Here is a 21,302-nt window from a genome sequence, read left to right as displayed (position 1 = left end):
CCATCTGAGTAGTTTTACCTAGTTAATTGGCGAAGCCTTGCTCCAATTGCTGCCGCCTTTTTGCAGCTGCAAGATTTCACTCCTCACTCCAACTCCTTTTCCCTCCCAACTCATTGCCATAGCCGCCGCTACAAGTTGTGCTTTATCAACCGGGCACAGCGCTAACAAGCTTGGCCCTGCGCCGCTGATTACGCAGCCCCAGGCTCCTGCTTGCATTGCCGCCCGCCTCACCTCAGTACCTCCTTGAATTAATGGCCAGCGATAGGGTTCATGCAGGCGATCATGCATCCCATCAGCGATTAGATCTCCATTTCCGCTGCGTAACCCCTGGAGCAACAAAGTTAGGGAGCCCAAATTTGATACCGCATCAGCGATACCGATTTGTTTAGGCATCGCCCTACGGGCATCAGCTGTTGATAGGCGAATTGTTGGAATTGCGATAACCGCCTGCACTGTTGGATGCCATTCGCATCTCACCACTCGCCAACGATGGGAGGCGGCTCTTGCTGTTAAACACAAGCCCCCCAGTAATGAAGGCACCACGTTGTCTGGATGGCCTTCAATATCAATTGCTAGTTCAAGCAGTTTTTCCTTGCCTAGGGGTTCACCCATCAGCGCATTTGCCCCCATCAAGCCCGCCACAATTGCGGTAGCACTGCTGCCTAGCCCTCTGGCCGGTGGCACTGCTAAGTGAACTCTTGCTTCAAGGGCCATCGGTTCCATGCCCACCTCTCGCCATACCCGCTGGGCAGAGCGGTAAACAAGATTGTCTGGCCCCCCCCTGAGGTGTGACCCATCGCTACTTTCAATAATTAATTCAAAATGGGTGCCACCCCCCTCCAGCACAGTGAGCTGAAATCGGTTGCCCAGTTCCACGGCTGCACCAAGGCAGTCGAAACCAGGGCCAAGATTGGCCGTGGTAGCTGGAACATTAACCATCACTGCTTCCCCAACCTTGGGTTGGGTTGGCGCTGCCTTATGGCCGCCCGCCTCCATGGCGATTCCTCTGCTACCGGCACTCTGCCAGCACCCGAGCCCGGCATGCAGCACTAAATAAGCCAGCGTCGCTATCAACTAGTGCCTTTACAGGCAGATTGCCAACAAATTCACTGAACCGGCCCTTCTTGGCCATCGAGCCAAGGAACGCTTCAGATTGCAGACCCTGCAGTTGTTTATTCGCTGTACCACCCCCCACCCACAAGCCACCGCTAGCCATTTCGTGTACCGCCAGATCGCCAGCGGCAGAGCCGTAGGCACCAAGCCACATTTCTTGAGCTTTGCTTGCTAGTGGTCCACCATTGGCAGCATGTGTTGCCACTAATGCCGGCAGATCAGGCCTTCCAGGGTCGCTTGGGGGCAGCTCCTTCCAGGCTTTGGCGGCTTCTGATAAGAAATATTGTTCCTCTGCTCCCCCGCAATGCTCAAGCCATAAATAGATGAGCCCAAGGCCTGTGCCGCTCACAATGCGTTCTACAGAAAGGCGTTCGAGCTTTAGTTCTTTGCGTAACCAACCCACCAAGAGCAATTCATCAGCGTTGCGAGGCGCAAATTCCCTGTGGCCCCCCTCGCTGGGGAGAGATAACAATCCCCCTTGAAATTTGATACCACGTGCCATGCCAAGGCCCGTACCCGCTCCGATTATTGCGATTGGTCCAGCGGGGTCTGGTGTACCGGCCTGGATTAAAACTTCTTGTTCACTACTGAGATGGGGTAACCCATAAACCAAAACAGCAAAGTCGTTCACTAATTCAAGCTTTTGGCCGCAACTGCTAGCCAATTCTTTTTCATCGATATTCCAGTCGAGATTTGTTATCACCGCTTTACCGTTGCGAACAGGTCCGGCAACTGCAATACAGCCGGCCTCCACACTCATTCCGCTTTGAAGTTGATCACTAAGAAATTTTTTCAACATCGGCCCTAAATTGGGCCACTCAGCTGAAATGAAACGCTCCCGCGCCACACAGGTGAGTTGATTTCCACTCGCTTCGTAAAGAGCCAGAAGGGTTTTTGTACCACCAAGATCTCCGGCCAGTAAAAGGGTCATTAAATCTAGGGGAAAAGCATCTGCAGGCTGGCAATAATTAGGCCATTTGCCAACCCACAAAAGCTTAAGGAGTTAGATCTGGCCGCCGCAATTGATTCGCTTCTTTCGCTGCTTTTAAAAGATCTTGTTTTAAAATAGTGCCCATGTCCCCCTGCCTGCGGCTGCGCAAACTGAGGCTATTCTGCTCTGCTTCTTTACTGCCTATTACTGCAAGTATAGGAATTTTTTGTTGCTCACCATTGCGTATGAGTTTAGCTAGTCTTTCACCACTGCGATCAATAGTGCAGCGAATTCCGTTACTTTGCAATTCCGCCTGAAGCGTTTCTGCATAAACCATTACCTCATCAGTAACAGGTAATAAGCGAAGCTGCTCAGGGGCTAGCCAAAAAGGAAAATCGCCCGCATAGTTCTCCGTCATAATGCCGAAAAATCTTTCTAAGGATCCAAATATTGCCCTATGGATCATGATTGGTTGTTTGCGGCTGCCATCTGCTGCTACATATTCTAAGTTGAATCTCTCTGGCAAATTAAAATCAAGTTGAATCGTAGAACATTGCCACATTCTACCGATGGCATCTTCTATTTTAAGATCAATTTTAGGGCCATAAAATGCACCGCCCCCCTCGTCTATTTTATAGCTCCAGCCCTTGCGATTAAGCGCTTCAATTAGTCCGTTTGTGGCAAGTTCCCAAGCAGCATCTTCACCTATAGATTTTAGCGGCCTTGTTGATAGGTTAATTTCGTATTTAGTGAAATCAAACGTAGATAGAATCAGCTCGGTAAGATCTAGTATTTTTAAAATTTCGTCTCCAATCTGTTCCGGTAAGCAAAAAATATGGGCATCGTCTTGAGTGAAGCCACGCACTCTCATAAGCCCATGCATTACCCCGGGGCGTTCATAGCGATAAACGGTGCCTAATTCGGCCCAGCGAATTGGCAATTCTCTGTAGCTTCTTAATTTGTTTGCATATGTAAGAACATGAAAAGGGCAATTCATTGGTTTTAATTGATATTCACGTTCATCTACTTGCATGGGGCCAAACATGCTCTCACTATAAAAATCAAGATGACCCGATGTTTTCCAGAGGGTGATATCAGCAACATGGGGGGTGTAGAGCAATTCATAGCCAGCATCAAAGTGTGCGGCTCGCCAATAATCTTCAATAAGTAATCGCATCCTCGCCCCTCGTGGATGCCAAAAAACAAGGCCAGCCCCTGCTTCATCTTCAATAGAAAAAAGTTCTAAATCTTTGCCAATGCGTCGATGGTCGCGGCGTAGGGCTTCCTGTTTACGTCTTTGGTATTCAGCTAATTGTTCAGCAGACGCCCAGGCTGTGCCGTAGATACGCTGCAACTGGGCCCTTTTCTCATCGCCACGCCAGTAGGAACCAGCAACACTTTCTAGTTCAAAAGCTTTTGCATTTAATTGACCCGTATTTTCTACATGGGGACCGGCGCAAAGATCCCACCAGGTTTCGCCAAGGGTGTAGATGGTGATGGGTTCCTGCAGCCCGGCAAGAATTTCTAATTTGTATGGTTCGTTGTTAGCAATGATTTTCGCCTGTGCTTCAGCCCGAGTTACCTCGATGCGTTGAAGCGGTAAACGTCTGCCAATTATTTTTGCCATCTCTTTTTTGATCGCCTTTAAATCGGCCTCAGTGAATGGAGCTGGGTTATCAAAATCGTAATAAAATCCAGTTTCAGTCCAGGGTCCAATCGTTACTTTTGCGGCTGGAAACAGATTCTGAACAGCCATCGCCATCACATGGCTCATGGAATGACGGATCCTTAGCAACTCAGGATCTTCACTAGTTTTTGGCAGGCTGAGGGGAACTTGAATCTCCGTGGCTAATTCCTGCACCAATCAAGCTCCTGCAACCCTGATCCTACGCATTCAAATCCATAGCCTGTCAACGGGATCGGTTCTAATGGAAGCAGCTCAAGATCTTTAAGGCAAAACCGTGAGCAGGCCTTCTTATACGTCGATTTCCCAGCATGCCCTTACGCAGAAGCTGCGAAGGGTAGATATTTCTTATGCGTTCTGGTGTCTTTCCCTAGTGGGAATATGCGGTATGCAGCGCTTCTACAACCGGCGTCCAGTGAGCGGCATTTTGTATCTACTTACATTTGGGATTTGCGGCCTTGGCCAATTGATTGATTTATTTTTGATTCCAGGCTTCGTGGAATCATCTAATTACCCACTATTACTGGAAGAAGCGATTGCGGCAAAGCAGTTGCAAGATCCGCTAGATCGGCAACTGCTTTTGCTTGCACGCCGCAGTGGTTTGGGCGGCTTCAGCATCAACGATGCTGTGTTGGCATTAGAGCCCAGCGGTGTATTTGATGTAGCTGCTGTAAGGGCAGAAATCGAACGACTTTTACATGCAGATCTACTAGACATAACAAATAATCAGCAGGGCCGTGTGGTGTATCGGGAACCATGAAGATAGCTGAAAAATATCTTTGGTTTGGCTCTGGGATTCTAATTGGAGGTGTTATATTTGGAGGAATCATAATTAATTTAATCTCAATCGGAACCGCTGCAACAGGATGGCTTTCTTTTGGGAAATCCCCTAAACCGATATTTGCACAGGCTGCAGATTTGCAGCAATTGTTACCCGCCTCACCTGAATTATCAAAAAAATGTAAGGAAATTCTAGGCCTAAAAGAAATTTGGCAGCCTGCTGATAAAACAAACTATGGCTTCCGCAGGCCTAAAGATTTAGCTGGCGGCAGGATTCCAAACCAACCTTCTTTAATAGTTTTGCATGAAACAGTTCTGCCATTAGATCCAACATTAAAGCTTTTTTCAACCCCACATCCTAACGATACTCAACAGGTAAGTTATCATTTAGTTCTTGCAAGAGATGGTAGCTTATATCGCATAGTTGCTGATAAATTTCGAGCTTATGGCGCTGGTTGGAGCGCTTGGGGTGATAGTACGATTCGTCACCGTGGCTCTAAAATTCCAGCTGCAGCTGGCTCTATTAATAATGTGGCATTACATATAAGTTTGGTTAGCCCTGCAGACGGTGCTGGCAACAGCGATGGTCATAGTGGTTACAGCAATCAACAATATTCTCAATTAGCCCAGCAGGTGTTGCTTTGGCAATTGCGATGGGGTATTCCAATGCGAAGAGTTACCAACCATGCTTCCATTGATCGCAGCCATAGCCGCAGCGATCCCCGTAGTTTTCGCTGGCATCTATTTGATCGCGCTTGGCAGGTTGCCGCTAAACGATGCAATGTGAATGCCAGATATTCAATAGATGCGCGCTCGCGTTAATAAGCTTAATCATGCTTCAAGAAATCCCATCGCATCCCGAACTCGCTTAATCGTTTTTGATGCCACCTCTTCAGCTTTTTCTCTACCTTGCTTTAAAATATCGATTAATTCAGTTTTATTTGCAATAATTTCTGCATAATTAGTTTGAACTGGGCGTAGAGTTTCTACTAAGGCATCTGCTAGGAGGGGTTTGAATTTACCCCAACCCATCGATGCGCACTCGTTTAATACCAGTTGCCGCTCAAGTCCGCTAACAATTGCATAAATATTGAGTAAGTTTGAAGCCTCAGGTCGCTCAGGATTATCAAACTCTAGGCCAATCATAGGATCTGTTTTGGCACGCTTTATTTTTTTAACTATAAGTTCTGGTGGATCTAATAGGTTTATGCGGGAGCCCTCATTGGGATCGCTTTTACTCATTTTTGCCGTTCCATCAGTGAGGCTCATTACCCGAGCACCTTCTTTGATAATCAATGGCTCAGGCACCTTGAGAATGGGCTTTTCTTCACTGCCAAAGCGACTATTTATCCTTTGCTGAGCTATGTTTCTGGCTAATTCTAAATGCTGCTTCTGATCTTCTCCCACAGGTACTAAGTCTGCGTCGTATAGAAGAATATCAGCGGCCATTAAAACAGGATAATTCAATAATCCAACTGAAACATTATCGCCTTGCTTTACTGCTTTTTCTTTAAATTGAATCATCCTTTCCAGCCAATTTAATGGTGTAAGGCAATCTAGTAACCAGCACAATTCCGAATGGGAGGAAACATGGCTTTGTACAAATACTGTAGACTTGCTTGAATCAATACCACAAGCATAATAGAGTGCTGCAGTGCTGATTGTATTTTTAGCTAACTCGTGCGGATCATGGGGAACAGTAATTGCGTGCAGGTCAACAACGCAAAAAAAAGTATCATGGCTATCTTGTAATTCAACCCAATTTTTTATTGCACCCAGCCAGTTTCCTAGGTGCAAAGAGCCAGTGGGTTGAACTCCAGAGAGAACCCTGGGTTTAGTCATCAGGCCTCTGCGGGAATTTCTAAATCTGCAATTGTTTCTACAGGTTCTGCGTTTTCGCTAGAACTATTTTCATCAGAATCTGAGATTTGTTCCGCTTCAGTAACTACATTTTCTTCCTCAACTGCTTCAACAACCTCATTGGCTGGTTTGCTGGGACGAGCGAAGGGATCTGGCTTTGGCGCTCTTTCAACTTTTTCAGCGCGGTCGGTTCGTTCAGATCTTCCAGCGCGATCGCCTCGATTAACTGCTTCTCTGGCTGGCCGAGCATTTTCCTGTTGCTGCTGGGCTACAAGCTCAGCAAGGGAGCCTTGTTCTAAAAGTTGGGCCACAGTGCGCAAGGCAAAACCCAGCACCGCAACTGTTGATCGCAACTGAAAGGTGTCTTGAATTGTGCGGGCTGCCCGCAGTTCATTGTCGCTTAGACGAATGCGAAAGCCTCCAGCCGCCTCGCGGCGGTTGCCATCTGCCCGTTCACCGTCTCTTTGGCTCCTGTCCTGCTCGGGCATTTCGCCTTCACCGATCTCAATAATTTATTTTGACTTATCGCCGGCCCAGCTTCAACCTTCTATCCAGTGGCATATGAGTTTCATTTGGTCGTTGCTACGGGGCAAAATCAACAGGGGCAAACTGCAATTGCCTTGCTCAAAATTTTTGCGGTAGCGCCCAAGTAAATCCAAATAATTGCTGAGATTCCATAAATATTGTGGGTTTTGCTGAGCCTCCCAGTAGCGGCGCAGGGCTAGGTGACATGCCTCAGCAGTGAATTCCTCCCAGCAAAGCCGTTCTGCCTGTTCAGAATTGAGCCCCTGGCGCAACAAATGCTGAAAGCGAACCAGCTCTGGCGCATGGGCACTTGCATCCACCGGCAATCGTTTTAATAAATTGCCAACTTCCAACACTTCTAGCCTTAGCCAGCAACGATTCAGCAGTGGTACAGGCAGATTTGCGTTCCAGCTCTTGGCTTGGCTGAGTTGCCTCCAGCAGCTGCAGAGCTGCTGCTGCAATTCAGGAAGCTCAACGAAACCAGGATTGTTCACTTGCGCGAGTGGCTAGATAAATTTGATCAGAAGCGATTTCATTTTGGCTGCTGTGGCTTAGAACTATATGAACCAGTGGCAATCAATGGCCAGCTCGGCTTTTTTCAATTCTTGGCGTAGTCGCCTCGCCGCTTCTGTGCGTGTTGGAGGCGGATTCAGCATTGCAGGGGGATTGTTCATCAGTGATGTGCTGCATGGCCTAGGGACTCCCTTGAGCTTGGCCGCAATTGCTGGAGCAACTGCTTGGCTGCTGCAACGCCGCAAACCCAAATTGGCTGGAAAGTTGCCAGCCAATTTCGAGGGTTTGCTTAATCACTGCGAAGAATTACTCGAACAATTTGATTCATTGGGATTACCAATGGTTTCCCATCAAATTGAGCTCAAGCAAATAAAAGAGCTTGGAAATCGCCAAGAACGGCATGTGGTTCTTGCAGGTGCCGAGCCAAAAGAGGATCTAACAAATATTTTGCTAGCTGCTTTTTCAGGGCCCGCCCCTTTGCAATTGCATCTAGCCCAACCTCTGCAGGCAGCGCCAGAGGATTGGCAATGGCCAAACTTAATTCTGCAGGCAGATCACCTGGTTTACGCCCTCGCTGGGGCACCAACACTCGCTGATTTGCGCTGGTTAGAAGCGCTTCCAAAGGCTATGCCAGTTCTGGTATTAGCTCCTCCCTTGGCTCCATCTGAATTGGATTTTTTAAGGCAATGGCGTTGCCAACTTGGCCAGGGTTGGCAATTGTTAAGCCGTGAGGAACCATTAAAAATTGAATATGCGCCACTTGCTCAACAGAGAGCTTCTACCCAATGCCGTTGCTTAAAGGAGTTGATCGGTTCATGGCAATTACTTCTTGAATCTGAAAGGCGCCAACAATTGCAACCATTGGTGCAGCGCAGCCAATGGCTTGTGGCGGCAGCGGTGTTTGCATCCCCTTTGCCATCGGCAGATTTGCTGTTGTTGGCTGTGGTGAACGGATTGTTGCTTAAGGAGATGGCTGCTCTTTGGCGCTGCCAATGGAGCCCAGATCAACTTCAGGCTGCAGCTACGGAGCTAGCTCGCACAGCCCTGGGCCTTGGGGCTTTGGAATGGGGCAGCCAGGCCTTAGCGGGATTACTAAAATTGAACGGTGCTAGTTGGTTGCTGGGGGGTGCTTTGCAAGCTTTGGCCGCTGCCTATTTCACCAGGGTGGTAGCCCGTTCGATGGCGGATTACCTAGCGCTTGCGGTTGGTGTATCGGAATCAGATCTTCCAAGTTTAAAAGCTGAATTGCCATTGTTAGTTGCTAATGCAGCTGCACACGAACGGCTCAATTGGAACGGCTTTGGCCAGCAGGCAAGCCAATGGTTAAAACAACAAACAACCACCAATACGATTGCCTGCCCAACTAATTAGTTGAGAAGCTCATTGATTCGTATTCACCAACTAGCACTACCTCTAAATCATTGCCAAGCGGATTTAGTAGAGGCGGTTGCAAGGCGTTTGAAGCTGCCGCTTGAATCAATAGGGCCGGTAAAATTGCATCGTCGCAGTGTTGATGCACGGGATAAAAGTGCAATCGAACTGGTTTATAGCGTTGATGTAGAGGTGCCAGAGCAAATAAAATTACTGGAGCGCTTAAAGCGAGATCAGCAATTAAGCGCTATCCCAAAACCACTCATACGGCCATCTGTGCCAGCGCCCTCGGAATTCAACTCTGAGAACAGCACACGCCCTGTGGTAATCGGTGCTGGCCCCTGTGGCTATTTCGCAGCTTTATTTCTTGCCCAGCAGGGTTTTAAACCTTTGCTTTTGGAGCGTGGTTGTGCGGTAAATCAACGCACCGCTGACACGTTTGGATTTTGGAAGGGAAACAGCCCATTTAATCCCCTCTCAAACGCTCAATTTGGTGAAGGTGGAGCAGGCACCTTTTCCGATGGCAAGCTTTATTCAGGCGTAAAAGAAAGCAAAAAACATGGCCGTTGGGTGTTGGAAGAATTAGTTGCTTGCGGCGCAAATCCTGAAATCTTGGTTTTGCATAAACCCCATATTGGCACCTTCAAACTGGTGGGAGTAGTGCGTCAATTGCGGGCCCGGATTGAAGCGCTCGGCGGTGAAGTGCGTTTCGGAGAGCAGGTGGTGGGCTTCGATTTAGATCCTGGCACTCGCCAGTTGCGTGGCCTGCAACTGAGTAACAATGAAATAATTCCAACCACTGCAGCTGTGCTTGCAATTGGTCATAGTGCCCGCGACACCTTTGCTCAACTTCACTTGCAGGGTGTGGAAATGGAAGCCAAACCCTTTTCCGTTGGTTTTCGCATTGAACATCCACAAGAACTAATAGATCGGGCCCGCTGGGGCGATTTTGCTGGCCATCCACTTTTGGGGGCCGCTGATTACAAACTGGTACATCACGCCAGTAATGGCCGCAGTGTTTATAGCTTTTGTATGTGCCCTGGTGGTTTGGTGGTTGGAGCTACTTCAGAAGAAGGCCATGTAGTTACTAATGGTATGAGTCAATACAGCCGCAATGAACGCAACGCCAATAGCGGCATCGTTGTGGGCATTAGCCCTGAACTTGATTATCCCACTGGCCCCTTGGCTGGTGTTGCTTACCAACGTCGATTGGAAGCCCACGCTTATAAATTGGGGGGGGAGAATTACAACGCTCCGGCCCAAAGGCTCGATGATTTCTTAGTTGGTTGCGCCAGTAAGGATTTAGGCCCTCTGAAAGCTTCCTATGCCCCTGGTGTAACCCCCGCTGATCTCACAACAGCTTTACCAGAAGAATTGATTTATGCCGTAAGAGAGGCTTTACCGGCATTTGCTAAACAAATTCCGGGATTTGATTCGCCAGATGCCTTACTCACCGGCGTTGAAACCCGCACCAGTTCACCCGTGAGAATTAGCCGAGGGAGTGATTTTCAAAGTGTTAATACCCCCGGCCTATTCCCTGCAGGCGAGGGGGCTGGCTATGCCGGTGGAATACTCTCAGCCGCTATTGATGGCATGAGGGTGGGAGAAGCAATGGCGAGATTCCTAATTTACTAATTGTGCTTCAATTGTATCTAAATAGCGCAGTTCGCATTCTTTGATGATTCGTATTGCATCGTCGCAATTTAAGAAATCATTCACTTTGCATGTGCCAGGCTTTTTAAGATCTTTGTAGTGTTCCCAGTAATAGGTAGTTTCTTTTAACCAATGGGCTCCCAACTGTTCATAGCTGGTGATGTGATCCATGCGTTTATCGTCTGCTAATACACAAATAACTTTGTCGTCTACTTCTCCACCATCATCAAATGTCATTATCCCAATGATTCGAGCTTCCACCAATGAGCCGGGCACTAATGGTTCGGTTACTCCAACAATTTCCACATCCAAAGGATCGCCGTCTTCATCCCAGGTGCGCGGAATACAGCCATAGGCAAATGGATAAGAAAGGGATGAATATCCAACCCGATCTAATTTCAGATGACCGGTTTCAGTAATCAATTCGTATTTATTAATGGTCATGGAGTTTAGCTCCACAATCACATTTAAACGTAGAGCATCAATATCTGCAAATGCCGGCAGCACATGCAGAAGGTTCAGCATCGTGCGGCTGGGGGGGTGATTGATGTTTGCCATCCAAGGGAGCTGCGGGCGCCGGGATCCTACCGATCTGTTGGTCTGTGTCTGGCAATTCCTATTGTTGTTAATGGAATTGTGCTGGTATGGCTAACGAAAAAAGCCACCATTGGCCCTGGTGGCCCCTGCTGCCCCTTTATCCCTACGGCAATCGCCACACCATCAGGCGCGAGTTGCTCCCAGGCCAGCTTTGGGCCCTTGAGCAGCTGCAAGGGGTTTTTTATGTGGCTGTACCGATTCGGATGTTGGTTTTAAAGCTGCAGGAAGGGCTTCTGCTTTATGCGCCAGTGGCTGCCACAGCCGCCTGTATTGCGTTGATTAAGCAGTTGGAGCAGGAGCATGGGCCGGTTCGCACGATCGTGCATCCGAGCAGCTCTGGCCTTGAGCACAAGGTGGGCGTTCCAGCAATGGCTAGGGCTTTTCCAGAGGCGCAGCTTTGGGTTACCCCCGGCCAATGGAGCTTTCCCTTGCCACTACCGCTGCCCTGGTTGGGATTTCCTGAAAGTCGCACGAAGGTGCTTTTTAAAGACGGATTACCCCATCAAGATCAGCTGACTTGGCTTTCCCTGGGGCCCGTGCCCTTAGGTCCGGGGCCTTTTCATGAAGCTTGTTGTTTACATAAAGCCACCGGGGCTTTGCTTGTTACCGATGGTTTGATTTCCGTGTCTGATCAATGGCCATCATTACTCGATCAAGATCCAAGGCCTTTGCTTTTTCATGGCCGTGAATCAGGGGCGGAAGCGATGCTGGATTCCCCTCAGCTGCGCTTGAAGGGTTGGCGCCGCCTTGTGCTGTTTGCCTGTTATTTAAGGCCCGCTGCTGTTAGCCAGGTATTACGTATGTTTCCGTTTCGCTGGCAGGAATCCTGGGAAGAGGATTTTGAAATTCTTAGCAAGGCGGGTGCTTTGCAGGTGGCACCAATCCTTGAAGAACTAGTGTTTCCGCGCCATAGAAAACTTATGGCTGAATGGTTAATGAGTTGCAGTTTATTGCCAGTGCGATGGGTTATACCGGCTCATTTCAATGCGCCTGTTTCTGTTAACAATGAAACATTTAAATTATTATATAATAACTGGATTGCTGGAAGTACTGATTCAGAAAAAGCAAACCGCAGTTTACTGCGCAACTTCAATAAGCGGTTAGAGAAATTAAAACTTGTGCCACTAAAATAAGCAAATAATATTTGAGTAGTTGATACTGGCTATGAAATCAGGCTTTCAAATTAGAAATCAATTTTATCTTCGTCATTTTCTCCGCCAGCACCAAACACGGTTCGCTCGAGTTCCATGCGCTGCTCCATCTGCCTTAAGAAATAGCCAGTCATCATGGCAGAAGCCAGCAATCCAGCCAGATTGTCGCGGTTGGTTTGAATCTTTACTTCAAACTGTTCACCAGGCAGCATGCCAAGCAAGCCTTGAACGTTGTGACGGATGATTTCTTGTATGTCTGGGCTTGCAGATCGGGCAACTCGTTGCAATACGTCAGGGCTTTGATCTTGTAGGTAGCGAATCAATCCGTTCCCGCTACTTGGATCTGATTCGGATGTTAAAAACTCAGGATTGAACACTCCACCACCGGTTGTAGCCCTAATAACAATCTACAACAAATAGGCCCGTTCAGCTCGCTTTTGCTTTGATTGCTCCAAAACGAGCCAGGGGCCAATAGCGCCAAATGGCTGTGCCAATCAAATTTTGCTGTGGCATTCCACCCCAAATGTGCGAATCAAGGCTGGCATTGCGATTGTCTCCTAATACCCACAGCTGCCCTGGCAGCACTGCAATTGGTTTCATGTTGTAGTTCATCGGTTCAGCCAGCCATGGTTCGTTCGCGTACTCGCCATTTCGTTTCAATCGACCATCAACCACCTCTAGTTGGTCGCCAGGTATGCCCACCACTCTTTTTATTAAGGCAGCTTTGGGGTCGTAGCCGGAATTCAGAAGTGGTTCAGGCACTCTGAACACCACAATTTCTCCACGTGTTGGCAATCGCTTAAAGCGCTGGCTCAGCTTTTCAACCAGGATTCGATCTTGTAATTCAAGACTTGGCAGCATTGAACCGGAAGGAATCCAGCGGGGTTCCAACACCGCCCAACGCAGTAAGAGAGCAAGTGCGGCAACTAAAAAAAAGCTAAATACTTGAGACCAAGCGCTTTTTTGGGGTTTTGAATTAGCCATGGCGGGCAGAGCAGGCAGCACAATCGTTGCTTCTTAACGCATCAATGCAGTGGGCCCTGATGCCATCGACAATCTCAACGCAGCCGAGGCCCTGTTGGGGGCCTTTATGGACCTTGGTTTGCGCCGCTTGGTTTTATGCCCTGGCAGCAGATCAGCGCCCCTTGCCTTAGCGGCCTTGAGAAGAGAAAGCCAAGGCTTAAAACTTTTTACCGCCATCGATGAGCGCTCAGCTGCATTTTTTGGCGTGGGGTTGGCCCGGGCTAATGGCCAGCCGGTGGCCGTGGTAACAACTTCAGGCACTGCTGTTGCCGAATTATTGCCGGCTGCAGTGGAGGCTGATCGCAGTGCTTTGCCCCTGCTTTTTCTCACCGCCGATAGGCCGGAACGTTTAAAAAATTGCGGAGCAAATCAAAGTGTCAACCAGGAGGCTTTTCTGCAACCGGCCTGCAGAGCACTGTTGCAAGGCCCCTTTAACGGTTTGCATTTAGCGACAGGCGAACGGCTACAAGATCTTGCTGATCTGGCCTGGCGGCAGTGCCTTGGAGTGCCTGCGGGGCCGGTACACCTCAACCTTGCTTTTGAGGAACCGCTCCATGCAAATGCAACTTCGCCAGCTCCCAAAAAACCGATTAATCGAGTTGCAAATCTCGATGTGGAGCTGCCAAGGCTGCCTTCCCCCCTGGGTTTAGACCCAAATCAGGCCGGCCTGATCGTGGTGGGCCCTTGGCGCCGCGGTTCTGGCGCAGCTTTTGTTGGGGCTTTACGCAAATTGGTGGAACGCACCGCCTGGCCTGTGTTGGCAGATTCAGCCTCAGGCCTCAGGGGGCTGCCGTTACCACTCATCAGTGGCTACGACCTGCTTTTGGAGAAACCGGCGCAGGTGCCTTTGCCAACTCAGCTTTTGCGACTGGGGCCGCTTCCTGCCAGCAGGCGTTTACAGCAATGGCTCCAGGGCTTTAGAGAAATACCTCAATTGGTTATTACGGAGCAGGAACCCCGCCGCCAAGATCCCCTTGCCAGTGATGCCCCTCAGGATTGGGGTGGCTTAGCTCGATGGGTTGAGGCCCTGCCTGCCGGCTCCGCCTCTGAGGCGGCACTTTTGCTGCAAAGGCAATGGCTGGAGGCCGAAGAAAGGCTGCAGCGCCACCTAGACCAACGCTTGCAACTCAAGGGACCCTGCACCGAACCAGCCCTTGCTCGCTGGTGCAACCGATTGCTGCCACCTGAATGGCCGGTGATGCTCGCCAACAGCAGTGCTGTGAGGGATTGGGAAAGTTATGGCGCAAGGTTGGAATCACAACGCACGGTGGTGAGTTTTCGGGGCGCCTCCGGCATCGATGGCACCCTTTCACTTGCAGCCGGCATTGCAGAGCAATGGGGCCAATTGGTGCTCGTTTGTGGAGATCTAGCTCTGCTGCACGACAGCAACGGTTGGCTTTGGCGGCAGCAGCTAAGCGGGAGGCTTTTAGTGATCCTTATTGACAATCGCGGCGGCGGAATTTTTGAGCAACTATTAATGCCCCGCGAGAACCTTGATTTCGATCGCTTGTTTGCAATGCCCCAGGCGATAGATCCGCTTGCACTTGCGGCAGCCCATGGGGTACCAGGTCGCAACTGCAACAGCCTTGAAGAACTTCCGGCCGCATTGGCCTGGATGTTGGCGGATGAACAAGCCAATCAACCGATGCTGCTGTTGCGAATGGCCACAGAAAGGGCCGCTGATGCGCAGCTGCGAAAACAACTGCGGCGGTCAGGATGGGAGGTGGGTCTAGGAGATTCTTAATGGCAGCAGCAGAACCAGCAGAACAAAAACGTTTGGTGTTGCCGGGCAATTGCCCAATTAATTGGAAGCCCCAAGGCAACTATCAAGACGTGTTGCTCGATCTCAGCGATGAAGGAATTGCCCGCATTGCGATCAACCGCCCTGAAAAACGCAACGCTTTTCGGCCTCGCACCGTGGTGGAGCTCTACGACGCCTTCTCTCGGGTGCGTGAAAATCCCCGCATCGGAGTAATTCTTTTTACAGGAGTTGGTCCGTCTGCAGACGGTGTTTATTCATTTTGTGCTGGCGGTGATCAATCGGTGCGAGGTGATGGCGGCTACCTAGATGAAGAGGGGGTGCCCCGTTTAAACGTGCTGGATTTGCAGCGCCTAATTCGCAGTATTCCCAAAGTAGTTATTGCTTTAGTGGCTGGCTATGCAATCGGTGGTGGCCAGGTGCTGCACTTGCTTTGCGACCTAAGCCTTGCTGCTGAAAATGCTCAATTTGGACAAACAGGACCGCGTGTGGGCAGTTTTGATGCCGGCTTTGGCTGTAGCCATTTGGCCCGTTTAGTGGGCCAGCGCAAAGCGAGGGAAATCTGGTTTCTATGCCGCCGTTACAACGCCCATCAGGCCTTGGCAATGGGTTTGGTAAACGAGGTGGTCCCCCTGTTTCACCTCCAAAATGAAGGGGTGCAATGGGCCTTGGAAATTCTCCAGCACAGTCCCACTGCGATCAGGTGTCTCAAAGCAGCTTTTAATGCTGAAACAGATGGGATGGCTGGGCTGCAGGAATTAGCCGGCCAGGCAACCCATCTTTTTTATAAAACAGAGGAAGGAAAGGAGGGACAGCAAGCATTTATCGAGAAAAGACCCCCAGATTTCACAGGTGTTCCTTGGCTTTAAATCACAACAATTAAGTTAAGACCAGAAAGACTTGTGGGTCTTTGTTGCTAGGAATACACACATACGCCATAATCCAATGCTCAGATCAAGAGAGTTTCCTTTTGACCTGGTGAGGAATTTATTTCTACCTTTTACGGCTTCTATTGCGTTGCCGTTACTTTTTATCGATCCAGCATTGGCCGATCGCAAGCTAGGTGAGCAACAGCTGGCTAGCCGCCCTGAACCCACAACGGTGCTGGAACTAAGTCGTTCCCAAAGACGTGTCAGGGTTCTCAGCGACAACCAGGAAATTGCCGCTTTCCCGGTGGCAGTGGGTAGAGCTTCAAGCCCCACGCCCCTTGGTGAACACACGATTTTTCGGATGCAAAAAGATCCTGTGTGGTTGAGCCCTTTTACAGAAAGAAAGGTGAAACCAAGCCCGCTTGGGCCCATTGGCACCCGTTGGATTGGCTTCTGGTACGCCTGCGGCAATCGAACCTCCCTTGATCAGAATCCTCCCAACTACCGAGCTGAACATTGCAAAGAGATTGGCTTCCATGGCACTGGCAGTATTTCCAGCATCGGTAAAGCCTCAAGCAGTGGTTGTGTCCGGATGGTGGATAAAGATGCGGTAGCTCTGTTCGAGCTGGTGAAAGAGGGCACAAGAGTGAGAGTGATTAATTAAAAATCAGCTCGCACTTTTATTTTTGGCCCTTGGTTTCAGCTTTTTGATGCCTTTGGCCTCATCCGCTGGGCCCCTTGAAGATCCAGATCATCCCCTGCGGCCCCATGAAATCCAGCTGAAGGAACTGCCAAAAGCGATTACCAATAAAATCGGCAGACACCTGGTTCTGCATCGCAGCCGCCGCCAGTTGTTACTCCTAGAGCAAGGAAAACTACTGGTGCGCTACCCCGTGGCAGTGGGGATGGCTGGTTGGGATACACCTGCTGGCCGTTATCAAGTGCTGGAAAAAAAGCAAAATCCCATTTGGATACATCCCCAAAGCGGTGAATTAGTAGCTGCTGGCGATCCCGGTAATCCCCTTGGCAGCCGTTGGATTGGTTTTCATCGTGATTGCCTCGGCCGCAGTGGCTTTGATGGGGAGCGCTTTCTTGATATCGAGGGCTGTACCAGCTCTGGATTTCATGGCACCCCCCACCGTTGGACTGTGGGTCGAGCTGTTTCCCATGGCTGTGTTCGCCTTTTTGATGAACACATTCGTGATTTATTTGAAAAGGTGCAACGCGGCACCCCCATCACGGTGCTGCCTTAAGCAACCTTTGCTTTGGCCTTATCTGCGGCTCTCCGTAGAGTTGTGAAGTATTCAAAACCCGTATCAGATGCGCGTACTTTTCGCCGCTGCCGAATGTGCCCCAATGGTGAAGGTGGGAGGCATGGGAGATGTGCTGGGTTCCCTGCCACCAGCCCTGGCCGCCCTAGGCCACGACGTGCGCATAATCATGCCCGGCTACGGCAAGTTGTGGTCGCGTTTGCAGGTGAGCAAGGAGCCGATCTGGCGGGGCCAAACTATGGGCACAGATTTCGCCGTATTTGAAACAAAACATCCCAGCAACGGTTTAACCATCTATTTAGTTGGTCATCCCGTCTTTGATGGTGAACGTATCTACGGCGGAGAAGATGAGGATTGGCGCTTTACATTTTTTGCTAGTGCAACTGCTGAATTTGCATGGAATTGCTGGAAACCTCAAGTGCTTCATTGCCACGATTGGCATACAGGCATGATTCCGGTGTGGATGCATCAAGATCCTGAAATTGCAACTATTTTCACAATCCATAACCTCAAATATCAGGGTCCTTGGCGTTGGAAGTTGGAGCGGATGACCTGGTGCCCTTGGTATATGCAGGGTGATCACACGATGGCCGCTGCTCTTCTTTACGCAGATCGTGTAAATGCAGTATCACCAACCTATGCCGAAGAAATACGAACACCCCAATACGGAGAAAAGTTAGATGGATTATTGAATTTTATTAGCGGTAAGTTGCGAGGAATTCTGAATGGAATAGACATTAAAGACTGGAATCCCAGTACAGATAGCCGTATACCTGCCACCTATAGCGTTTCTGATTTATCAGGGAAGGCAACTAATAAGCAGGCTCTGCAACAGCGCATGGGCTTGGGAGTTAACCCCAATACTTTTTTAATCGGCATGGTGAGCCGGCTAGTGGATCAAAAGGGAGTAGATCTTTTATTACAGGTGGCAGAACGGCTACTTGCCTACACCGATACCCAATTGGTGGTGCTGGGCACTGGGGATCGCCACTACGAATCCGGTTTATGGCAGATGGCCAGTTCCCACCCAGGACGTTTTGCCGCTTTCCTCACCTACGACGATGATTTATCAAGACTGATATATGCAGGTAGTGATGCATTTTTAATGCCCTCCCGTTTTGAACCTTGCGGCATTAGTCAGCTGCTGGCTATGCGCTACGGCACTATCCCTGTGGTGCGCCGTGTAGGGGGATTGGTTGATACGGTTCCTCCTTACGATCCAATCTTGCAATCCGGTAATGGCTTCTGTTTTGATCGTTATGAAGCAATTGATTTATATACGGCATTAGTGCGGGCCTGGGAGGCTTATCGCCACCGCGATAGCTGGCAACAGTTGATGCGTCGGGTGATGTCTTTGGATTTCAGCTGGGAGCGTTCAGCGCTTGACTACGACGCGATGTACAAAGACGTATGTGGTTTAAAGGAACCAACGCCTGAGGCCAGCGCTGTAGCTCAATTTTCAATCCAGCAACCGCCAGAACAATTGGCGGCTAGAGCTGCGGCAGAAGCACTGGATCCCAGTCCTTCTCCTCAACTTGCCCCTCAACGTCGCTTTAATCCGCTTTCGCTGCTGCGTCGTAATGGTGGTTAATGGCGGAAGTGAATCCCCGCCAATCTGGGCCGCCTTCCCTGCTGCCAATACCCTGGCGTAGCCCCTTACGGATACTGGGGGAAAACCTAAAAAAAGACCTACCAGCTGTGCTTGCACAATTGAGGTTGAGCATTCAAGAACTTTGGCGCCGCAATGCTGCCGGTGATCTCTTTTCTCCCACTTTTTGGCCAATTAATTTAAAGCCATTTTTCTGGCCCCTGCTTTCATTCTTATTTGTATTACTAATTAGCCTACTATTAATAAATACTTTACAACCTACTCAACAAAGTAAATCGGATTCCACATTAAATATAGATGCATTGCTTAACCCTGAGCAAATCGAAGCAAGTTCTAATCCATCTATAGAAGATGAAGAATTATCTATCCAATATTCAACTCCAAGCCTTGATATAAGCACTGATCCAGTAATCGATAGATTACTGGATCTGTTACAGCCTAACGCCGATTCGCCACTAATTGCTTCACTGCAGCCCTATCCAGAGGAAGGGCGACTGCTCATAATCCCAACCGTAAGCTTTCAAAAATTAACTCTAAGTAAAATGCAAGAACAGGCAGATATCTGGTTGGAAAAATCTAATTCAATTGGTTTTAGTAAATTAGGTTTGCAAACCCAGGATGGCGTTATTTTGGGTCGCTCTGCCCAGGTGGGGCAAGGCATGATTATGTTCATTCCCTTAATTCCATGAGTAATTTTCTTTGCCTGCAAGATCTAGCTGATTTATTCGGGCAGCCAATTGAACGCCGTGGATCAGCTTTAGATCCCGGCACTCTCGGCTGGAGTTTTGAAAATGTTTGCACCGATAGCCGCGCTTTGCAGCCCGGTGATTTATTCGTTCCGCTAAAGGGAGAGAACTTTGATGGTCATAATTTTCTTGATGCAGCTGTTGCCGTTGGGGCGGCAGGAGCCCTTGTGGCAAGTAATTGGCCAGGGGAAATTCCAGAACAACTTGCATATCTCCGGGTAGCCGACACCACTGATGCGTATCAAAAAGTTGCCTTGCTCTGGCGGCAATTTATGCAACTTCCTGTTGTAGCAGTAACTGGATCAGCAGGAAAAACAACCACCCGTGAATTAATCAAGGCCTGCCTAAACCCCCTTGGCAAGGTGGAAGCCAGTAGCGGCAATGAAAATAACGATATTGGTGTACCCCGAACCCTGCTCAGGGCGAGGCAGCCATTGGCTGCTGTGGTGCTGGAAATGGGTATGCGCGGCTTAGGTGAGATCGATCGCCTTAGCCGCTGCGCGGAACCATCTATCGCTGTAATTACAAATATTGGCACAGCTCACATCGGTCGCCTTGGTAGCCGTGAGGCGATTGCAAAAGCAAAATGTGAAATTACCGCTTCACTTAATCCCGATGGTCTTTTGGTAATTCCAGCTGGCGATCCATTGTTAGAAGCAGAAATAGCGCAGGTTTATAGCGGACGGGTGATACGGGTTGCTTTAAATGATGATGAGTTAGGAGTTGGCACACCACCTGCTGAGCTTATTGGCCAGATAAGTTCTAATGGAAAGCAAATGCTTCTTAATGAGCCATCACTTACGGTGGATTTACCTCTAGCTGGCGCCCATAATGCCCGAAATTTGTTACTTGCGTTTGCAGTTGCTAAAGAATTATCTGTTGAATTAAATAACCTTTGTAAGCTTGATGTGCAGCTGCCAGGCGGTAGGGCTCGCACAATTACTTTGCAAGGAAAACTATCAGGAGTTACTGTGCTTGATGAAACTTATAATGCTTCTCCTGAGGCAGTTTTAGCAAGCTTATCTTTGTTGGCTCAGCAACCCGGCCGTTGTTTTGCCGTAATCGGCACGATGTTGGAATTGGGTGATAAAAGCGTGGCCTTGCACCGATTGGTTGGAGAACGCGCATTGGCATTAGCTCTTGATGGATTGTTTGTGCTTGCTGCAGACAATGAGGCAGAGGCATTGATGGCAGGTGCATCCGGGCTGGATTTAGTAAGGCGAGTGAATTCTCCAGAGGCCGCAGCAGAGCAATTGCAAAAGATTCTTAAACCTGGTGATTATTTGCTCCTTAAAGCAAGTAGAGCAATAGCTTTAGAGAAGATGATTCCACTTTTAGATTGCTAATAATTAATGATCGCTACTTTTCATTTTCTTTAGAAAAGCTTCCTCTTGCTGTTCGTTTGCTAAACGACCTTCTTCAACAATAATTATTCGATCGGCTACATCAAGAATCTTATTGTCGTGGGTAACCATAATTATTGTGGTTTGTTGTTCTTTTGCCAACTCTTGCATTAATTTTACAACCGCTCTACCAGATTCTTTGTCAAGAGCTGCTGTTGGCTCATCGCCCAAGAGAATTTTGGGTTTGCTTACAAGGGCACGGGCGATTGCTACCCGTTGCCTTTGGCCGCCGGATAACTTTGCCGGAAAATAATCAGCCCTATCACCTAAGCCAACTTTGTTTAACATATCATCAGCGATTTGATCCATATTTTCTGAATAGTATTCTTCATGCAGTTCAAGAGAAAGACGCACATTTTTTCTTGCATTAAGAAACATCATTAAATTATGGGCTTGGAATATAAAACCAACATTTAGCCTCAATAATGCGAGCTGTTTTTTACT

At 48.9% G+C, this 21,302-nt stretch carries 21 protein-coding genes and 1 pseudogene; 12 read left to right on the top strand and 10 right to left on the bottom strand.

The features are described from left to right. Positions 1-18: 18 nt before the first annotated feature. From thrB to thrS, 3 genes and pseudogenes are all read right to left on the bottom strand, one after another. A complete protein-coding gene (thrB, locus tag KB557_RS00530) occupies positions 19-996 on the bottom strand; it encodes a homoserine kinase (protein ID WP_255130842.1) in 978 nt (325 codons plus the stop codon). A 13-nt stretch (positions 997-1,009) separates the two neighbouring features. Beyond that, the gene (gene glk, locus KB557_RS00525) at positions 1,010-2,044 is read right to left on the bottom strand and encodes a glucokinase (RefSeq protein ID WP_255130840.1); all 1,035 of its coding nucleotides are present in this window, start codon (positions 2,042-2,044) and stop codon (positions 1,010-1,012) included. A gap of 64 nt (positions 2,045-2,108) precedes the next feature. Further along, positions 2,109-3,875, bottom strand: a pseudogene (thrS, locus tag KB557_RS00520) (threonine--tRNA ligase); the annotation flags it as partial. 130 nt (positions 3,876-4,005) lie between these two features. Between thrS and KB557_RS00515 the strand changes: the two are divergent. Continuing rightward, a complete protein-coding gene (locus KB557_RS00515) occupies positions 4,006-4,488 on the top strand; it encodes a TM2 domain-containing protein (protein ID WP_255130838.1) in 483 nt (160 codons plus the stop codon). Positions 4,489-4,655: 167 nt separating this feature from the next. Beyond that, complete coding sequence (locus KB557_RS00510) at positions 4,656-5,330, top strand: N-acetylmuramoyl-L-alanine amidase (RefSeq protein WP_255130837.1); 675 nt, start codon at positions 4,656-4,658, stop codon at positions 5,328-5,330. Between the two features lie 9 nt (positions 5,331-5,339). Here the strand turns inward: KB557_RS00510 and trpS are convergent, their stop codons facing one another. Genes trpS through KB557_RS00495 form a run of 3 tightly spaced genes read right to left on the bottom strand, consistent with a single transcriptional unit; the run spans position 5,340 to position 7,387 of the window. Continuing rightward, complete coding sequence (gene trpS, locus KB557_RS00505; protein WP_255130836.1) at positions 5,340-6,350, bottom strand: tryptophan--tRNA ligase; 1,011 nt, start codon at positions 6,348-6,350, stop codon at positions 5,340-5,342. Next, positions 6,350-6,856 carry a hypothetical protein gene (locus tag KB557_RS00500; RefSeq protein ID WP_255130835.1) on the bottom strand — a complete coding sequence of 169 codons (507 nt, stop codon included), beginning with the start codon at positions 6,854-6,856 and terminating at the stop codon, positions 6,350-6,352. Before KB557_RS00500 ends, trpS begins: the two co-directional genes overlap by 1 nt. A gap of 51 nt (positions 6,857-6,907) precedes the next feature. Continuing rightward, entirely contained in the window at positions 6,908-7,387 is a 480-nt protein-coding gene (locus KB557_RS00495) for a hypothetical protein (protein ID WP_255130834.1), read from the bottom strand. A gap of 85 nt (positions 7,388-7,472) precedes the next feature. On the opposite strand from KB557_RS00495, the gene KB557_RS00490 reads away from it, so the two are divergent. Beyond that, positions 7,473-8,777, top strand: a complete 1,305-nt coding sequence (locus tag KB557_RS00490; protein ID WP_255130832.1) for a YcjF family protein — start codon at positions 7,473-7,475, stop codon at positions 8,775-8,777. 12 nt (positions 8,778-8,789) lie between these two features. After that, positions 8,790-10,412: an NAD(P)/FAD-dependent oxidoreductase gene (locus tag KB557_RS00485; protein WP_255130863.1), complete on the top strand. Its 1,623-nt coding sequence runs from the start codon at positions 8,790-8,792 to the stop codon at positions 10,410-10,412. Here KB557_RS00485 and KB557_RS00480 read toward each other — a convergent pair. Further along, positions 10,401-10,988 (bottom strand): inorganic diphosphatase, encoded by a 588-nt coding sequence (locus KB557_RS00480; RefSeq protein WP_255130831.1) that lies wholly within the window; start codon positions 10,986-10,988, stop codon positions 10,401-10,403. The two genes, KB557_RS00485 and KB557_RS00480, sit on opposite strands and share 12 nt — an antisense overlap. Before the next feature lie 86 nt (positions 10,989-11,074). Here KB557_RS00480 and KB557_RS00475 point away from each other — a divergent pair, with 86 nt between their 5' ends. Continuing rightward, on the top strand, positions 11,075-12,160 hold the full coding sequence (locus KB557_RS00475) for a DUF4336 domain-containing protein (protein ID WP_255130830.1): 1,086 nt from the start codon (positions 11,075-11,077) through the stop codon (positions 12,158-12,160). 50 nt (positions 12,161-12,210) lie between these two features. Here KB557_RS00475 and KB557_RS00470 read toward each other — a convergent pair whose 3' ends face one another. Further along, positions 12,211-12,555, bottom strand: a complete 345-nt coding sequence (locus KB557_RS00470) for a DUF760 domain-containing protein (protein ID WP_255130829.1) — start codon at positions 12,553-12,555, stop codon at positions 12,211-12,213. A gap of 49 nt (positions 12,556-12,604) precedes the next feature. Then, entirely contained in the window at positions 12,605-13,162 is a 558-nt protein-coding gene (gene lepB, locus KB557_RS00465; protein ID WP_255130828.1) for a signal peptidase I, read from the bottom strand. A 49-nt stretch (positions 13,163-13,211) separates the two neighbouring features. Here lepB and menD point away from each other — a divergent pair, with 49 nt between their 5' ends. The 7 genes from menD to murF all read left to right on the top strand — a co-directional run bounded on the left by menD (position 13,212) and on the right by murF (position 20,801). Beyond that, a complete protein-coding gene (gene menD, locus KB557_RS00460) occupies positions 13,212-14,945 on the top strand; it encodes a 2-succinyl-5-enolpyruvyl-6-hydroxy-3-cyclohexene-1-carboxylic-acid synthase (RefSeq protein WP_255130827.1) in 1,734 nt (577 codons plus the stop codon). After that, the gene (menB, locus tag KB557_RS00455) at positions 14,945-15,829 is read left to right on the top strand and encodes a 1,4-dihydroxy-2-naphthoyl-CoA synthase (RefSeq protein ID WP_255130826.1); all 885 of its coding nucleotides are present in this window, start codon (positions 14,945-14,947) and stop codon (positions 15,827-15,829) included. Before menD ends, menB begins: the two co-directional genes overlap by 1 nt. A 109-nt stretch (positions 15,830-15,938) precedes the next feature. Further along, positions 15,939-16,493 (top strand): L,D-transpeptidase, encoded by a 555-nt coding sequence (locus tag KB557_RS00450; RefSeq protein ID WP_255130824.1) that lies wholly within the window; start codon positions 15,939-15,941, stop codon positions 16,491-16,493. Between the two features lie 46 nt (positions 16,494-16,539). Beyond that, positions 16,540-17,082 (top strand): L,D-transpeptidase, encoded by a 543-nt coding sequence (locus KB557_RS00445; RefSeq protein WP_255130823.1) that lies wholly within the window; start codon positions 16,540-16,542, stop codon positions 17,080-17,082. Positions 17,083-17,149: 67 nt separating this feature from the next. Beyond that, on the top strand, positions 17,150-18,691 hold the full coding sequence (gene glgA, locus KB557_RS00440) for a glycogen synthase GlgA (RefSeq protein ID WP_255130822.1): 1,542 nt from the start codon (positions 17,150-17,152) through the stop codon (positions 18,689-18,691). Positions 18,692-18,699: 8 nt separating this feature from the next. Continuing rightward, on the top strand, positions 18,700-19,398 hold the full coding sequence (locus KB557_RS00435; protein ID WP_255130821.1) for a hypothetical protein: 699 nt from the start codon (positions 18,700-18,702) through the stop codon (positions 19,396-19,398). Further along, positions 19,395-20,801, top strand: a complete 1,407-nt coding sequence (gene murF / locus KB557_RS00430; protein ID WP_255130820.1) for a UDP-N-acetylmuramoyl-tripeptide--D-alanyl-D-alanine ligase — start codon at positions 19,395-19,397, stop codon at positions 20,799-20,801. The genes KB557_RS00435 and murF overlap by 4 nt, the downstream gene beginning before the upstream one ends. A gap of 3 nt (positions 20,802-20,804) precedes the next feature. Here the strand turns inward: murF and KB557_RS00425 are convergent. Then, on the bottom strand, positions 20,805-21,302 hold a 498-nt coding region (locus KB557_RS00425), incomplete at its 5' end, for an ATP-binding cassette domain-containing protein (RefSeq protein ID WP_255130819.1).

It is taken from the genome of Synechococcus sp. Cruz CV12-2-Slac-r, from assembly GCF_024346075.1.
Lineage (GTDB): Bacteria > Cyanobacteriota > Cyanobacteriia > PCC-6307 > Cyanobiaceae > Synechococcus_D.
The sequence above is the reverse complement of the archived record's forward strand: the minus strand, read 5'-3'. Positions and strand labels throughout refer to the sequence as shown.